A 15,141-nucleotide genomic window follows, 5' to 3' on the forward strand; every position below is an offset into this window, starting at 1 on the left:
CTGAAAGGTATAGTCATGGAATTGCGCCATTTACGCTATTTCGTCGCGGTCGCCGAGGAGCGCAATTTCACGCGCGCGGCCGAACGTCTGCACATTGCGCAGCCGCCGCTCAGCCGGCAGATCCAGCAGTTGGAGGAATCGCTCGGCGTGCTGCTGTTCGAGCGCGGCTCGCGGCCACTCAAACTGAGCGACGCGGGGCGCTTCTTCTATTCGCACGCGGTGCAGTTGCTGGCGCAAACCGCCGAGCTGGAATCGATGACCCGGCGCGTCGGCAAGATCGAGCGCAGCCTGTCGATCGGTTTCGTCGGCTCGACTCTGTACGGCATGCTGCCGAAAATCATCCGGCGCTTTCGCAATGAAAACAGCGCGGTGGAGTTGAGCCTCCACGAGCTGTCCACCATGGACCAGATCAAGGCGTTGAAGGAAGGGCGCATCGACGTCGGCTTCGGCCGCATCCGTCACGAGGATCCGAGCGTGCGGCGGGTCGTGTTACGCGAGGAGCGCATGATCGTGGCGCTGCCCGTGGGACATCCGCTCAGTTTGTCGAAGCCCGCGCTCTCGCTGCACGATCTGGTCGGCGAGACGCTGATCATTTTCCCCAAGGCGCCGCGTCCGAGCTTTGCGGACCAGGTGCTCGCGGCGTTCCACGACCGCTCGCTCAAACCGCAGCGCCTCTACGAAACGCGTGAATTGCAGATCGCACTTGGTCTGGTGGCGGCGGGCGAAGGCGTCGCGATCGTGCCCAGCAGCGTGTACGGATTGAAGCGCGATGACGTGAGCTACATGAATCTGGACGACCCGAACCTCGTGTCGCCGGTGATCATGAGTATGCGCATGCTCGACGAATCCGAGGACATCAGCGCGATGCTCAAGTTGATCTACGCGCTGTATGTCGAGGAGCAGATGGAGTTTTTGCCGCCTGGCGAGCGTTGAGTGCTGGCCGCTTTACGCCTCGGTCACCTGCAAATGATAGAGGCCCCAGGGCGATAGCTCGAACCGGTCCTTGAGCGGCTTGCTCGACAACTCGGGGATGTTGTCCGCGTCGTAGGTCGCCCATAGCGGACCGACGCCGCCAAGCGGCAGGGGCTTGCCGTCCATTTGCGTCGCCACGATGAATCGATACGCGCGCACTTTGTCCAGCGTCGTCGCGACAGCGTAGCCGTCCACCGCATGCATGACGATTTGCGTGCTCCCCGCGTTCGGTGCGCCGACATAATCGAGCACGTTCGTGAGCAGTGGGCCGCTCAAGGCGTGCTGGCGCGAATCGTATTCGGTGGTGGGCTTGATCGTCACGGCCGGCATGCCGGCGAGCGAAGCGAAATCGACGCCATATGCTTCGGAGAACTTGACCTGATGCTTGGCGAGCAGCTGATCGAAGGCGGGATCGAGCGCGCCGCGATTGTGACGCTTGATCGCGCCGGTGATCGTCAGAACGACGGGCGATGCCGCACAGGCCTCCTTCCGGACGCGCTGGCTGCCGAATGCGGGCGCAGCCGCCGCGCTCAATAGCGCAGCGCTGGTCAGGAACTGGCGTTTATTCATTGGCGTGGTCTCCGGACGATAAGAGGGGCGACGCGTTCGGCCAGATCGTCGCGGTCCCTATTGTCGGGCAATAGCCGCTGACTGTGTCACGGTCACGCTGTATATATCGCGCTGCTTGCATATGTTCATGGCTCGTCCACGCTATTCGACTGGCGCGCTTTCTTCGGCAGACTGCCGGAATAAGCATCTCGACGGTCGAGCGCGCAGCGCGACTAGTTCGCGGCGATATTGATCGTGCGCGTGACGTCGACCACCGAGAGGCGAATCGCATCGATCAACGCGCGCGCGGCAGGCGAAGGCGTGCCCGCCGCGCGCACGGTGAGGCCGATCTCGCGCCGGGTGTTGTGCAACTGCACGTCGAGCACCGCCAGTTGCCCGGACTGGACCTCATGGTGCAACTGTTGCGCCGACAGCGCGGCCGCCATGTCCGTACCGAGCAGCAGGCCGCGAATGACCGCGAGGTCGGCGGTTTCGACCGTGGGCATGGGCGGCTTCACTTTCATGCGCTTGAATTGCGCCTCGAACAGCGCGCGCGCCGGCGCGTGGCTGCGCGGCAGGATCCACTGCGCGTCGCGCAAGTCCATGATGGTCAGCTTGCGCGCGTGCGTGAGCGGATGCTCGCGGCGCACCAGCACGACCATGTCTTCCGACATCAGGCGCTCGTTTTTCAGGCCGCTGCTGGCGTCGTTGTCGCGCAGCGCGCCGAGAATGAAATCGATGTCGCCGGCACGCAGACCCGCGACGAGCGCTTCGTAATTGCTTTCGTCGGTAACGACCCGCACGCCCGGATGTTCCGAGGTCATTCGTGCGATCGCTTTGGGCAGGATCAGCGTGCGTCCGAGCGGCAGCGCGCCGACCGTCACCGAGCCTTGAATCTTGCCGTGCAATGCGGCGATGTCGTCGGGCACGTGCCGCAGCTCGTTCAACGCGCGGCGCACGTGCAGCAGAAACGTTTCGCCTTCCGTGGTGAGCAGAATGCCGCGCGGGCTTCGATGAAAAAGACTCAGGCCCGAGCCGCTTTCCAGCACGCGAATCGCGGTGCTCACGGCAGGCTGGCTGATGCCGAAGGTCTTCGCGGCGCTAGGCATGTGCCGGTGCCGCGCGAGCGCCACGAACAGTTGAAGTCGCCGCGTGTTGAGCAGATACGCCGGCAATGCGCCTTCCGCGGCGGGCCGGCGGCGCGCTTGCCGCGCGCCGCACCAGTGCGCGAGTTCTTCCAGTTCCGCGAAAATCCGTTCGCAACGCAGCAGCACGGCGCGTCCCACGGGTGTCGGCAACATGCCCGACGGGCCGCGGTCGAACAGGGGCTCGCCGAGCGCGGACTCCAGTTCCTGCACGGAGCGCGTGACGGCCGACTGCGCGCGAAACAGCGCAGCGGCGGCGCGCGTTGCGCTGCCCATATCGGCGACGAGCCGAAACACGCGCAACTGTGCAAGGTTGAGCAATTCCTTGCTGCCAGAGGCCGCCGATATCCTGGCCGACGCCGGGTTGCTCGCGGAGGACGTGGCGGCCCTCGTCATGCCGCGCCCGCGATCAGATGCAGTGTCGGCAGCGACAGGTTCAGGCTTTCCTTCGAGATGTGCGTGTGTTCTTTCATCAACGCTTCCACACGCGCGCCGTCGCCTTTCTTCAGTGCGTCCGCAATCGCGTGATGCTGGCGATGCGCGTACATCAGCATCATGAACTGGCGCTCCCTGGCGGATTCGTCGAAGGCGACCGTGGAGGGCGAGACGAACGGGATCTTGTCGTTCAGGCTCAGCGCCGCGCTCACGGCCGCGTTTTGCGCCGCCTCGACGATGAGCGCATGAAAGCGCCCGTTCATGGCGGCGTAGCGCACGTCGTCGCCCTGGCGCAGATGTCCTTTGCTGAAGATCTCGTCGCCTTCGCGCAGGCACTCGTCGAGCGATGCAGCCAGCGCCGGTCCCACACCGCTCTGCGCGACTGAACGCGCGGCGAGTCCTTCGAGCACGCCGCGCACATCGATGCCGTTCAACACGTCTGTGACGCTGAAACGGCGCACGACATAGCCGCGCCCGCCGGAACGGTCCAGCAGCCCCTCGGAGGACAACACGCTCAGCGCATAGCGCAGCGGCGTGCGCGACACGCCGAGCCATTGCGCGAGCTGTGCTTCCACGAGCCGCTGGCCGGGCGACAGTTCGCCCGCCAGAATCTTCTCGCGTAAGGTCTGGACAATCGCCTGTTGGGTGGTCTCGTTCATTGCTATCGACTCGCTGGACGCCGTCAAGTATAGCCATGCGCGCAGCGGTACACCACGCTTGCCGAGAGGCTTGCGTCTTCGTTTCAGGGCCATCTGTTTTGTTTATTGCGAGTGGCCGGATGCGAGCGCGGGCGAAAACCGGATACGCATGCTCGGGATACCGACGAAACCATGTGCCGCGCGGGTTGCAGCGCCGCTCCGAACGCCGGAAAGCGACACTCTGAGCCATTTCGAGCAATTTCCCCTGAGCCCGCGCGTGGTTTACCCGCACTTTCTTCAAGCCGGCGCGATTCTTATCTTCGTATCCCAAGACGGTTGTTAAGGCTGACTCGCCGGTTGGGGCGGGTTATCCGATCGGTGAAACGGCGGTTGCAGAAACGACGGGCCATCACGCGACGCCGCGGATGAACCACACCCAGGCGCTGGGCAAAAAGTATTTCAACAAGAGACGTAGCAATTGGAGATCTGGAGCATGAAAAAAAATATCAGACGTGTCGATGCCGTGCTGTTCGGCGCAGCAATCGCAGCGGCCGTGCCGGCCTTTGCTCAAAGCAGCGTGACCTTGTACGGTATTGTCGATAATGGCCTGTCGTATACCAACAATCAATCGACGCTCGGTTCGACCAGCGGCGGTAAATCGGCCGTCAAGATGACGCCTGGCGTATGGGCCGGCAGCCGCTTCGGTCTGAAGGGCGGCGAGGACCTGGGCGGCGGCACGAAGGCGATCTTCCAGCTCGAATCCGGTTTCAATTCGGCGACGGGCGGCCAGCAATACACCAACGCGATGTTCGGCCGCCAGGCATGGGTCGGCTTGACCAACCCTGTGTACGGTACCTTCACGGCGGGCCGGCAATACGCATCGTATTACCAGTTGCTCTCGCCCTACAGTCCGACGACCTGGATCACCGGCTACTACGGCGCGCACCCGGGCGATATCGACGGCCTCGACACGATCTACCGTGCGAACAACACGTTGGAGTACACGTCGCCGAAGTTCTATGGTCTGACGGCGAGCGGGTCGTATTCGCTCGGCGGTGTGGCGGGCAGTACGAACCGCGGCTCGACGTGGTCGACGGCAGTGCAGTATGCAATGGGCCCGGTGGGTCTCGCGGTCGGCTTCTCGCGAATCAACAACTCGACCTTGGGCGGCGGTGCGTGGGGCGCGGATTCGACCACCACCAACGGCGGCTCGCAGATCGGCGTCTCCGCGCTGACGAACGGCTATCAGACCGCGCAGGCACAGCAGCGTTTTGCGGTCGGCGGCGGCTACACGTTCAATAGCGCATGGGATGTCACGGCTACGTACTCGAACGTGCAGTACATTCCGGGCACCGGTTCGAAGTTCCATGACACGGAGATCTGGAACACCGGCGGTCTGGTTCTGCACTGGACGCCGGCGATTGCGTGGGATTTCGGCGCGGGCTACAGCTACACGCGGGCGACGCGCGCGAACGGCATCGACGACAATGCGCAATATCACCAGTTCAACCTCTCGCAGTACTACTCGTTGTCCAAGCGCACCGGCTTGTATGCGCTCGAGGCGTATCAGAAAGCGAAGGGCAAGACGCTGGGCACCAACGGCGCCGGGCAGATCATCGACGCTACGGCGACACTCGGCGACGGCTACAACTCCACGCCGTCTTCGTCAGGCAGTCAGGTGGCGGTTGGGGTGGGGATTATTCATCGGTTCTGATCTGAAGTCTTTCGTGGTGAAGCGGGCCGGGTTGCGACACACGCATCCGGCCTTTTTCATCCTCGCGCATGCTCTCGCGTTGCGCCCGTCCTATTACATGCGAGGTAATTGGCACGCCTCACCCTCACGCCTAATCTTCGGTTGTCGCGCAGTTCACCCCGAGCCGCGTTCACTATCGAGGACACATCATGTCGACGTTTCAGGTTCACACCATCGACTCCGCACCGGCGCAATCCAAACCGGTATTGCAGCAACTCCAGCAGACTTTCGGCTTCATCCCCAACATCGCGGGGACCATGGCCGAATCGCCCGTGCTGATCAGCGCCTTCATTCAACTGTTTCAGAAAGTCCATTCGGGCACGTTCACGGAAGCGCAGATCCAGACGCTGCTGTTGACGAATGCCGTCACCAACGCATGTACATGGGCGGTCGCGTTTCACACTGCATTGGCGCTGAACGAAGGGCTCAATTCCGCCGACATCGAAGCGATTCGCGCGGGCCGCCCGCCCGCGGACCGCAAACATGCCGCGCTCTCCATGTTGACGAAGACCGCGATCGAGAAGCGCGGCCATCTCGACGGGCACGACGTGAGCGCATTTCTGGAAGCCGGTTTCCGTCGCGATCAGGTACTCGAGGTGCTCGCGGTGGCGGCGGCCTCGACGATCACGAACTACGTGGGCAGCATCACGCAGCCGCCGCTGGAAGCGCAGTTCCAGGTTCACGCCTGGCAGGCTTGAGTCTCGCGTGGGAAGTTGCGGTCAGCGCAAGCGAGTATGCTGACCGGCGAGGTTCGGTCGAGCGGCGCTGGCCGGTCACCGAACTTTCCATCTTTATCGACTAGCGGACAAGAAAGCGATGACCCCTGCGAATCCAGTCAAAAAAGCCCCGCCAAACGATCTCGGAATGCTGTTGCGTCACTGGCGGGACGTACGCGGCATCAGTCAGCTGGACCTGTCGTTCAATGCCGGCGTTTCGCAGCGTCATATCAGTTTTATCGAAAGCGGACGCAGCGTGCCGAGCCGCCAGATGCTGATGGATATCGCGCAGGCACTCGACATCCCGCTGCGGGAACGCAACACGCTGCTGCTGGCCGCGGGCTACGCGCCCATGTATGCCGACGCCGCGTGGAACGCGCAGGAAATGCAAAGTGTCACGAAAGCGCTCGGACGCATGCTGCGCCAGCATGAGCCATTTCCGGCGCTGGTCATGGACCGCTACTGGAATGTGCTGATGACCAACGACGCCGCGCCGCGCTTTTTCAATTGCTTCATCGACATGGTGGCGCGCAAGGGGCCGCGCAATATGCTGCATCTGGTGTTCGATCCGGACGGCATGCGCCCATTCGTCGCCGACTGGCAGACCGTTGCGGACAGCCTGATTCAGCGTGTCTACCGGGAGTCGGTGGGCCGCGTGATCGACGCTCGGACGCGTGAGTTGCTCGATGCGTTGCGTGCCTACCCGAATGTGCAAACGAGCCTCGAGCCAGGGCATCCGTTGGCTTCGGGTGCGTCGGAAGCGGCGGCCATGCCGGTGATCCCCATCGGCTTCGTCAAGAACGGTCACGTCATGAGGTATTTCTCAGTGGTCGCGAGCGTGGGCACGCCGCAAACGATCGCGGCGCAGGAACTGCGCCTCGAATGCATGTTCCCCGCGGACGACGAAACGGAAGCGCGTCATCTGGAGATGCTCGACGTCGCGCCGCAATCGCAGCGCTAGATCGATCCGCGGCCGCTCCCAAGCCACGGCGCCGCATCACAACGCCGCGCTAATACATCAGAACTAGTGCCGCACGCCGATGCCGACGATCGCCTGCGCTCAACGCGGCAAATAGATCGCGACGAACCCAGGATTCTGATTGGTCGCACCGCTCGCCGGAATGCCCTGTTCGACCAGCACGGTCTGCTGTGCGGCGTTGTGGTAAATCCTCAAGCGGATCGTCTGTGGGTTAGCCGGCTGACTGGTGTCTGGATAGCCAGCATCCGATAACAACGAAGCAGCCTGCGCCGCAGTGAAGCTTTGATTCACCGTCGTGACGGTGGTAGACGGATTGCCGTCGAACACGTTATCGGAGAAGCTGCCGTCGGCATTGACCGTCAAGGTGGACGACGGCGACGGCGCGCCTTCGGCCTTCGCGCCGCAGTTTTCCCAGCCATCGAACACGGCGCCGCTCGCGCCGAGCGTCGTCCAGTTCGCGGACGGTGTGGCCGACACACTCCAGCTATTGTCCAGCAGCGCGGCCACGCTCTTGATGTTGACGCCCGCGTTGACTCCGGTAACCGTGCCGATACTGTTCGTAGGCGCCGACACGCATGCTGTGCCGGCGCCGGCCACGTTAGTTGCCAGATGCGTCGACACGAGCGTATTGTTCCCCACCGCTAGCAGCGGCGCGGCGATGGGGCTGACCAGGATTGCATTGGCAGTCGTCGTCGCCGCGATGAGCGACAACGAAACGGCAGCGACGCTGCCGAGCGTCAAGCTGTTCTGATAGACCGAAGCATTCGAAGACGGCGCGGGCGGCACGGCGGCGTTGCCGCCGCCGCCACCCCCTCCGCATGCGCTCATCAGCGCGGCGGCAACGAACGCGGCGATGGTGCATCCTGCTCTGTGCATCATGATGGCGTTCGTCCCCGGCACGCGGCGTCTCAAGGGTCTCAAGGTTGCGGCAGCAAAGTCGCGGAGACGGCGCTAGCGTTCGCGATGAAGACGTTGGTGGCGTCGTCCTGCAGCAGATAGCCCTGGCTGACCAAGGCGTTCGCCGCGGCCGCGACCGCAGCCTGATACTTCGACCGGCTACCACCGTAGAGCGTGGCCAGCGTGGTGCGCGTATCGGTGCCGCCAGCTTGCGCAGCGGCGCTCACCGCGAACGGAATCGCAGCGCCGTTCGAAATGCAGCCATCGCCGATTGCATGTCCCGCGCTACGGTAATTCCAGCCGGTATAAGTGGCGAGCGGCGCGCTCACGTCAGGCACCAGCACGCCGGACGTCTCGTTGCCGTTGGCATCCACTTTCGGCACCAGAATCGTGTAGGCCTGTGCCGTGTTCACGACCGGAACCGCGTTGCTATAGTCGGTCACAAACAGCTGGTTGTATTCGCCGTTGAACGTCAGTTGCAGCGGCGTGGGCGTCGCGGCGGCTCCGCTCGGCACCGACACGTTGGTTAGCGAGGGGAAGCCCAGCGCGGTCTGGGTCGGCGCGACCAGCGTGCCGGCCGCAACGCTCGGGTATTGCGACGCGGGCGGCGGCGTGCCCTTGCCGACCCAGTTGACGAGCGCCGGAATCAGCGCGCGTTCAACCGGCGTTTCTTCGACCGGCGAGCCCGGCAACTGGCACTGGCTGCCCGCTGCGGGCACCGTGAAGTTGCCGGTCGTCACGCCGCTGCCGCCGCCGTGCTGCGTCCCCGCGACCAGGTAGTAGCGGACATTCGCGGGCAACTGGATGTCGTTGCCGCGTCCGTCGGTGACGACCAGCGACGCCGCGCCGCCCCACCATTCGAACGAGCCGTCGAGCTGCATGATCTTCGGGCAGGTGTTGGTGGCCGTGCACTGCTTGAGAATGCCGTCGGTGGCGCCGCTCACGGGGTCGGTCGTGGTCGCGTAAGTGAACGGGAACTGGAAGCCCGGCATGAAGTGATCTTCATGCTGCTTCGACCAGCGGCCCGGCTGCGCGAACGCGGCATTGGTCCACGTGCGGCGTGCCGCCGAGATGATCGGGAACATGCCGTCGAACACGATCTTGCCGTTCTTGTCGGCGTTGAAGCCCTGATACAGGAAGTCCTTCATGAAGCGGCCCGACTGCGAAATGCCTTCGCCGATCGCGATATCGAAGTTCGTATTGGTCGAGCACGTCGACGCGACGCATCCGGCGTTCTTCAGATCGTTGAGCGGATTGGCGACGCCTTGCGCGTCGGCCGTGTCGTAGCGAAGGAACGACACGAGGTCGCGCAGCGCCGCGAAGCCGATGCCGTCGACGGTCGGCGCGGCGGCCTGATAGACGAAACTGTAAATGGTGCCGGCGTCAGGCGCGACCTGGGTGCCGTTCGGTCCCGGCACGGTCGCGGGCGGCGTAAAGGTCACGGAATAATTGCCTTCGTAGACATTGTTCGGCGTACTGATGTAACTCCATGTCGTCACCGGCTGGGAAGGCGCGGTGTAGGTTTCGAGGCCGCCCGGAATACTGCCGTACGCGCTCAGCCACGACTGGCGCGCGGTGAACGTGACCGAGCTCTTGTCGGACAGATTGGCCGGCGGGTAAGTCAGCGGAATGGTGGTGGGCGGGCCGCCCGCGTAGTCGGGAATGAATTCCTCGCGGCTCAAGCCGGTCATCGGCGTGCCGTCCTTGTTGGTCGCCACCGGGAAGCTGGCGCCGAGCAGGCCCGCGCCGGCGGTGCTGCTGTTGCCGGTGACCGGCACGTCGCCTTGCCAGCCGCTCCACAGGATCGTATAGCCGTTACGCAGCAGCGACGGGAAGCTGGACGAGGGCGCCGCGCCGGTATCGAGCGCGCCGCCGCCCACGAATGACGCCGCGCCGATCTTGCTGCCGCGATTCACCACGTCATAGAACAGCACGCGTTTGGCGGCCGCCGCGCTTTGCGGGCGCAGGATCACCACGTCGGTCGTATAGGCGACGTAGCCGTCGCTGCCGACCGGCGCGTTCTTGATGTTCACGATGCCCGCATTGAGCGGGTTGTTCGGATCGAGTTCGCCGTGCACGACCGCGGTGATCACCTGGTAGGGACCCGCAGCGCCCGCCGGCGTCGCGCCGCCGAACGCCGGTGCGCTCGACAGGACCTGGAAGCTCTGAATGAAGCCAGCGCCTTTCGCCACCGTGGGCGAAGACGACGTCGACACACTGTCGTGTCCGCATCCACCGAGCAACGCGATTCCGACACCGACTCCTAGCGATACAGCTACTGACTGCACCTTCATGGTCAGGCCTCCGAACACGGTCGAGGAAAAAGAGTGCGCGCGTATGGCGGGACGGACCGTGATCGGGCGAACAGTGTCGATATGCCCAAAAGGTTCGTCAATATTTTGTAATGGTCTATCTTTATATTTATAACCGTCATCGGTATTTATAATTCGGCACACACCGTTCTCAACTATCGTTTACGCGTACAGTGGCGGCATGCTCGTCGTGGTCAACTCGATTCCGTGTGGAGTCCAAACATGACAAACAGGCTCACGCTCGCAGACCGGCTGCGGGAATCCATCGAGGAAGCCATCGCGACCGGCGATCTTCCGCCCGGCGCGCGGCTCGACGAGGCGGAATTGATCGCGCGCTTCGAGGTGTCCAGAACGCCTGTGCGGGAAGCGCTGCTCCAGCTAGCGGCGGCCGGCATGGTGGAGATGCGGCCGCGGCACGGCGCCGTGGTCGCGAAGATCAGCCTGCACAGGCTGATCGAGATGTTCGAAGTGATGGCCGAACTGGAGGCGATGTGCAGCCGTCTTGCCGCGCGGCGCATGAGTGCGCAGGAACTGCAGGTGCTGCGCGAGGCTCATGTCGCGTGTCAGAAATCACGAGACGCCGGCAGCCCGGACGAGTATTTCCACCTGAACGAGCGCTTTCACTGTCTGATCTATCACGGCAGCCACAACAGTTTTCTGCATGACCAGGCGAAGGCGTTGCACAAACTGCTGCGCCCGTACCGGCGTTTGCAGTTGCGCGTCAAGGGGCGTGTCGCCGCCTCGTTCGACGAGCATCAGGCTGTGGTGGATGCGCTCGAAGCGGGCGACGGCGAAGCCGCGGCCGCCGCGTTGAGAGGGCACATCCTGGTGCAGGGCGAACGCTTCGGCGACTTGATCGCCGCACTCGCGCAAGTCAGCGCGGAATAGCGGCGGCCTTTGAATTCTTTTACCTCGCAGGTAATCGACGCGCGTCATGCCTGAGGCGACCATGAGTGGTATGCAAGTTTTCGATCCGCATCCACTCATTGCCAGGAGCCGCGCCATGACCGCCTACGCGATTGCCCATCTGCACGACGTCGAACTGTGCGACGACGTGGTCGAATACCTCAACTGCATCGACGGCACGCTCGCGCCGTTCAATGGCCATTTCATCGTGCACGGCGCCCGCCCCGAAATACTCGAAGGCACATGGCACGGCGATCTGATCGCGATTGCATTCCCCGATCTCGCCGCCGCGCGCGCCTGGTATGCATCGCACGCTTATCAGCGCATCCTGCCGTTGCGCACGCGGCATGCGCGCGGCCCGGTGATCCTGATCGACGGCGTGGACGAGCGGCACAAGGCGGGCGACATCCTCAGGTGAAACGCTTCGGCATCAACGCGTGAAACGTCCCGAGTCTTTCCGCGTTGTAGTACTCGAGCGTCACCTGATTGCTCAGGAACGACACCTTGGAAATCGTCCCCGGCGCGGCGTTTTCGTTGGCGAGCGTGAAGGTGAGGGTAAAGGTATCGCCGTCCCAGTGCGAAAGAGGCAGGCGCAAGGGCGTGGCGCCGATCGTCAGGAGAAGTCGAAAGCCGATTGAATGGCAGGCATTCTGGCTTGGAGAAGAGCGTTACACTTGCCCATCTTTTTTGCCAGGTCCCTTCATCCCGATGCCGGGTTCGCTTTCGAGTCCTTCGGCCTCACCGTGTGTGAAGCAGCGCAATGGAAAACCTTCTCAAGAAACTCGACCTCACCTCGCTGCGCCTGTTCGTCGCTGTCTGCCAGGAGCGCAACATCGCGCGCGCGGCGGAGCGCGAGTTCATCGCATCGTCCGCCGTGAGCCGGCGCATTGCCGAGATCGAGGCGGTGATCGGCTTGCCCGTGATCCAGCGCCAGTCGCGCGGCATTACCGTGACGCCGGTCGGCGAGACCGTGCTGCGCTACGCTCTGGCGATCATCGGCAATATCGAACAGATGAGCGCGGAGCTGTCGCGCTTTTCGTCGGGCGCGAAAGGGCGCGTGCGGGTGGTGGCGAACCTGTCTTCGATCGTGCAGTTCCTGCCGGAGGACGTGGCCGCGTTCGGGCGCGCGTTCCCGGAAGTGTCGATCGAACTGGAAGAAGAAAATAGCGCCGACGTGCTGCGGATCGTCGGCGAGCACGCGGCGGACTTCGGCATCTGCAACCCGGTGGCCGGCAGCGAGGCGTTCGAACAGGTGCCGTACCGGCAGGACCGGCTGGCGGTGCTGGTGCCGGGCGGCCATCGTCTCGCCGGCGCGTTGCGCGTGACGTTCGACGAACTGCTCGACGACAGCTTCGTCGGGCTGCGCAGCGAGAGCGCGCTGACGCAACTGCTCGCACAGCAGGCGGCCGGCGCGGGGCGGCAACTCGACGTCAGGATTCGCGTGAGCAGCCTCGACGCGCTGTGCCGGATGGTGCATGCCGGACTCGGTATCGCGGTCGTGCCGGAGCAGGTCGGACTGCTCTACGTGAACGCGCTCGACGTGAGCCTGCTGTCCTTGAGCGATGCGTGGGCGGTGCGCCGCCTCATCATGATCTTCAAGGCGCGCGATCAGTTAAGCGCGAGTGCGGCGGCGCTGGTCGGCTTTCTCGGCAAGGGTGTTTGACGCGAGCAACGGCCGGCGAATCGCCACATGCATTTCTCCGCCGGCTGCCGTATGCCAGCGACGCATTACCGTCTGAACCTTGTCGAGAACGATCGCGGCGCTCGCCGCCGAGCATCGCCGAACGAGAGGGCTGCGTTGCCGTACCGGCACTTCGGCATGGCCCGCGCGCGCCGTATAGTGAGCGCAAGGAGAATGCCTATGAGCGACACGATTCGTCTGGACGGCCGCGTGCTGTACCTGTCACAAGACCCCGCGCTGATCGAGGCGCAACTCACCGGCGACAACCTCACGCGCGCCACAGCCGGCCCGTTGCGCGACAACGTCTCCACCGACGAGATCACGCCGGTCACCGTCATGCTCACCTACGACGAACGCCTTGGCCAGTATCCGTACGTCGGCTTCAAGGCCGGCGAGCGCTTGCCGATCGGCCGCGATGCGGTGAAGAACGGCGGCTTCCAGGTGACGGTGGCGGGCAAGCGCTACGGCAAGGGTTCGTCGCGTGAATCGAGTCCGTTGGCGGAACTCTCGGCGGGTATCCGGCTGATCGTCGCGGAGAGCTTCGAGCGGATCTATCAGCAGAATTGCGACAACATCGGCATTCTCACCACCACAGATTTCTCCGTGCTCGATCGCTTGATCGCCGGAGAAACGGTGCCTATCGACGAGTTCCTCAAAGGCCGCGACGCGCTCACGCAGCAGATCATTCGCAGCGGCGGCCTGCTCGCCTACAGCAAGTTTGCCGATTGGCCCGCGCCGCGCGTGGGCGACGACACTAAAGCGGCGCAGACCGCCGGGCCGAAGACGCTGGTCGAGAAGATCATCGAACGGCATCTGCATCCGGGCAGCGTGGGCGCGCAGCGCGGCGACGGCGTGTTCATCGCAGCGGACTGGCGCTTCAGTCACGATTACTTCACCGGCATGTGCGCGCACCTGATGCATCGCGCGTTCGGCAAGCCTGCGCCGCTGCATGCGCCGGATCACATCATCGCGTTCCAGGATCACCTGGTGCTCGCGTCGCAAAGCATTCCGCACGTGCGCGACGGTCTGCTGCCGGGCGTTGCCAATCTGATGGAAGGGCATACGTCGTTCTCGCGCGACTATCCGGTACGCTCGCACGGCGCGCTCGACAGCATGCCGGGCTCCGAAGGCATCTGTCACGCGTTGATGGCCGAGCAATACGCGTTGCCGGGCCAGGTGGCGTGCGGCACCGATTCGCATACGCCGCATTCGGGCGCGCTCGGCTGCCTCGCATTCGGTGCGGGCGCAACGGAAATCGCCAATAGCTGGGTGACGGGTTACGTGCGCTGCAAGGTGCCGGAGACTTTGCGCATCGAGATCGGCGGTCATTTGCGCGACGGCGTGACCGCGAAAGACGTGGTGCTGCATCTGCTGCAAATGGATGCGATCCGCTCGGGTGGCGCGATCGGCCTCGTGTTCGAATACGGCGGCGCGGCCGTGCGCGCGATGTCGATCGACGAGCGCGCGACCTTGACCAACATGGTCGCGGAACTTGGCGGCTTCACCGGCATCGTTGAGCCGGACGAACGCACGGTGGCGTTTCTGAAAGAGCGGCGCGGCGTCGATTTCGCCCTTGAAAGCTGGATGAAAAGCGATGCGGGCGCCACCTATCGCGACACGATCCGCATCGACGCAAACGCGATCGAACCGATGCTCGCGCGTCCCGGCGATCCCGGCAACGGCGTGCCGGCGCCGCAACTGGAGCAGGACGTGGCCATCGATATCGCTTACGGTGGTTCGTGCACGGCAGGCAAGCGCGAAGACTTCGATTTCTATCACGAGGTGCTACGCTGGGGCGTCGAGCAAGGCATTCGCGTGCCCGAGGGGACGCGTCTTTACCTGCAGTTCGGCACCATGGCGGTGCGCGCGTATTGCGAGGCGCGGGGTTATTTGCCGATCTTCGAACGCGCGGGCGTGACGCTCGTCATGCCGGGCTGCGGGTCGTGCGCGAATTGCGGGCCGGGCCAGTCCGCCGATGCGAACGAGGTGACGATCAGCGCGATCAACCGCAATTTTCCGGGCCGTTCGGGGCCGGGCAACGTGTGGCTCGCGAGTCCGTACACGGTGGCGGCGAGCGCGCTGGCCGGAAAAATCACGACCTTCGAACAATTGAAGCGCGCACGCGGCTAGAATGCTGGCCGGACCTTGGGGCCGGCCT

The 15,141-nt window shown here is 63.9% G+C and carries 13 protein-coding genes and 1 pseudogene; 8 read left to right on the forward strand and 6 right to left on the reverse strand.

Translation table 11 applies throughout. The features are described 5' to 3' along the window. Window positions 1-15 precede the first annotated feature (15 nt). Window positions 16-933 carry a LysR family transcriptional regulator gene (locus RI103_RS24015; protein WP_310818089.1) on the forward strand — a complete coding sequence of 306 codons (918 nt, stop codon included), beginning with the start codon at window positions 16-18 and terminating at the stop codon, window positions 931-933. Between the two features lie 12 nt (window positions 934-945). On the opposite strand, the gene RI103_RS24020 is transcribed toward RI103_RS24015, so the two are convergent. From RI103_RS24020 to RI103_RS24030, 3 genes are all read right to left on the reverse strand, one after another. After that, the gene (locus RI103_RS24020; RefSeq protein WP_310818091.1) at window positions 946-1,542 is read right to left on the reverse strand and encodes a molybdopterin-dependent oxidoreductase; all 597 of its coding nucleotides are present in this window, start codon (window positions 1,540-1,542) and stop codon (window positions 946-948) included. 212 nt (window positions 1,543-1,754) lie between these two features. Then, the gene (locus tag RI103_RS24025) at window positions 1,755-3,062 is read right to left on the reverse strand and encodes a LysR family transcriptional regulator (protein WP_310818093.1); all 1,308 of its coding nucleotides are present in this window, start codon (window positions 3,060-3,062) and stop codon (window positions 1,755-1,757) included. Beyond that, window positions 3,059-3,760, reverse strand: coding sequence for a GntR family transcriptional regulator (locus RI103_RS24030; protein ID WP_310818095.1), 702 nt, complete (start codon window positions 3,758-3,760; stop codon window positions 3,059-3,061). Before RI103_RS24030 ends, RI103_RS24025 begins: the two co-directional genes overlap by 4 nt. A gap of 472 nt (window positions 3,761-4,232) precedes the next feature. Here RI103_RS24030 and RI103_RS24035 point away from each other — a divergent pair, with 472 nt between their 5' ends. From RI103_RS24035 to RI103_RS24045, 3 genes are all read left to right on the forward strand, one after another. Then, the gene (locus tag RI103_RS24035) at window positions 4,233-5,453 is read left to right on the forward strand and encodes a porin (protein ID WP_310818096.1); all 1,221 of its coding nucleotides are present in this window, start codon (window positions 4,233-4,235) and stop codon (window positions 5,451-5,453) included. 188 nt (window positions 5,454-5,641) lie between these two features. Beyond that, entirely contained in the window at window positions 5,642-6,190 is a 549-nt protein-coding gene (locus tag RI103_RS24040) for a carboxymuconolactone decarboxylase family protein (protein WP_310818097.1), read from the forward strand. Window positions 6,191-6,308: 118 nt separating this feature from the next. Beyond that, window positions 6,309-7,169, forward strand: coding sequence for a helix-turn-helix transcriptional regulator (locus RI103_RS24045; protein ID WP_310818099.1), 861 nt, complete (start codon window positions 6,309-6,311; stop codon window positions 7,167-7,169). A gap of 99 nt (window positions 7,170-7,268) precedes the next feature. Here the strand turns inward: RI103_RS24045 and RI103_RS24050 are convergent, their stop codons facing one another. Next, complete coding sequence (locus RI103_RS24050; RefSeq protein WP_310818100.1) at window positions 7,269-8,066, reverse strand: hypothetical protein; 798 nt, start codon at window positions 8,064-8,066, stop codon at window positions 7,269-7,271. A 38-nt stretch (window positions 8,067-8,104) separates the two neighbouring features. Next, the gene (locus RI103_RS24055) at window positions 8,105-10,378 is read right to left on the reverse strand and encodes an alpha/beta hydrolase domain-containing protein (protein ID WP_310818102.1); all 2,274 of its coding nucleotides are present in this window, start codon (window positions 10,376-10,378) and stop codon (window positions 8,105-8,107) included. Window positions 10,379-10,618: 240 nt separating this feature from the next. Between RI103_RS24055 and RI103_RS24060 the strand changes: the two genes are divergently transcribed. Continuing rightward, complete coding sequence (locus RI103_RS24060) at window positions 10,619-11,284, forward strand: GntR family transcriptional regulator (protein WP_310818103.1); 666 nt, start codon at window positions 10,619-10,621, stop codon at window positions 11,282-11,284. 115 nt (window positions 11,285-11,399) lie between these two features. Then, on the forward strand, window positions 11,400-11,720 hold the full coding sequence (locus RI103_RS24065; RefSeq protein ID WP_310818105.1) for a DUF1330 domain-containing protein: 321 nt from the start codon (window positions 11,400-11,402) through the stop codon (window positions 11,718-11,720). On the opposite strand, the pseudogene RI103_RS24070 reads toward RI103_RS24065, so the two are convergent. Then, a pseudogene (locus tag RI103_RS24070) lies at window positions 11,713-11,934 on the reverse strand (hypothetical protein); the annotation flags it as partial. The gene RI103_RS24065 and the pseudogene RI103_RS24070 sit on opposite strands and share 8 nt — an antisense overlap. A 128-nt stretch (window positions 11,935-12,062) precedes the next feature. On the opposite strand from RI103_RS24070, the gene RI103_RS24075 reads away from it, so the two are divergent. Together RI103_RS24075 and RI103_RS24080 are read left to right on the forward strand one after the other, a co-directional pair. Further along, complete coding sequence (locus RI103_RS24075) at window positions 12,063-12,965, forward strand: LysR family transcriptional regulator (protein WP_310818107.1); 903 nt, start codon at window positions 12,063-12,065, stop codon at window positions 12,963-12,965. Window positions 12,966-13,163: 198 nt separating this feature from the next. After that, a complete protein-coding gene (locus tag RI103_RS24080; protein WP_310818109.1) occupies window positions 13,164-15,113 on the forward strand; it encodes an aconitase family protein in 1,950 nt (649 codons plus the stop codon). Window positions 15,114-15,141: the final 28 nt, after the last annotated feature.

The sequence above is a fragment of the Paraburkholderia sp. FT54 genome (assembly GCF_031585635.1).
Taxonomy (GTDB): Bacteria; Pseudomonadota; Gammaproteobacteria; order Burkholderiales; family Burkholderiaceae; genus Paraburkholderia.

Bases quoted from the DNA above. Each gene is read 5' to 3' on its own strand.
- RI103_RS24015 (WP_310818089.1), top strand. From the start codon at position 16: ATGGAATTGCGCCATTTACGCTATTTCGTCGCGGTCGCCGAGGAGCGC.
- RI103_RS24020 (WP_310818091.1), bottom strand. From the start codon at position 1,542: ATGAATAAACGCCAGTTCCTGACCAGCGCTGCGCTATTGAGCGCGGCG.
- RI103_RS24025 (WP_310818093.1), bottom strand. From the start codon at position 3,062: ATGACGAGGGCCGCCACGTCCTCCGCGAGCAACCCGGCGTCGGCCAGG.
- RI103_RS24030 (WP_310818095.1), bottom strand. From the start codon at position 3,760: ATGAACGAGACCACCCAACAGGCGATTGTCCAGACCTTACGCGAGAAG.
- RI103_RS24035 (WP_310818096.1), top strand. From the start codon at position 4,233: ATGAAAAAAAATATCAGACGTGTCGATGCCGTGCTGTTCGGCGCAGCA.
- RI103_RS24040 (WP_310818097.1), top strand. From the start codon at position 5,642: ATGTCGACGTTTCAGGTTCACACCATCGACTCCGCACCGGCGCAATCC.
- RI103_RS24045 (WP_310818099.1), top strand. From the start codon at position 6,309: ATGACCCCTGCGAATCCAGTCAAAAAAGCCCCGCCAAACGATCTCGGA.
- RI103_RS24050 (WP_310818100.1), bottom strand. From the start codon at position 8,066: ATGATGCACAGAGCAGGATGCACCATCGCCGCGTTCGTTGCCGCCGCG.
- RI103_RS24055 (WP_310818102.1), bottom strand. From the start codon at position 10,378: ATGAAGGTGCAGTCAGTAGCTGTATCGCTAGGAGTCGGTGTCGGAATC.
- RI103_RS24060 (WP_310818103.1), top strand. From the start codon at position 10,619: ATGACAAACAGGCTCACGCTCGCAGACCGGCTGCGGGAATCCATCGAG.
- RI103_RS24065 (WP_310818105.1), top strand. From the start codon at position 11,400: ATGACCGCCTACGCGATTGCCCATCTGCACGACGTCGAACTGTGCGAC.
- RI103_RS24075 (WP_310818107.1), top strand. From the start codon at position 12,063: ATGGAAAACCTTCTCAAGAAACTCGACCTCACCTCGCTGCGCCTGTTC.
- RI103_RS24080 (WP_310818109.1), top strand. From the start codon at position 13,164: ATGAGCGACACGATTCGTCTGGACGGCCGCGTGCTGTACCTGTCACAA.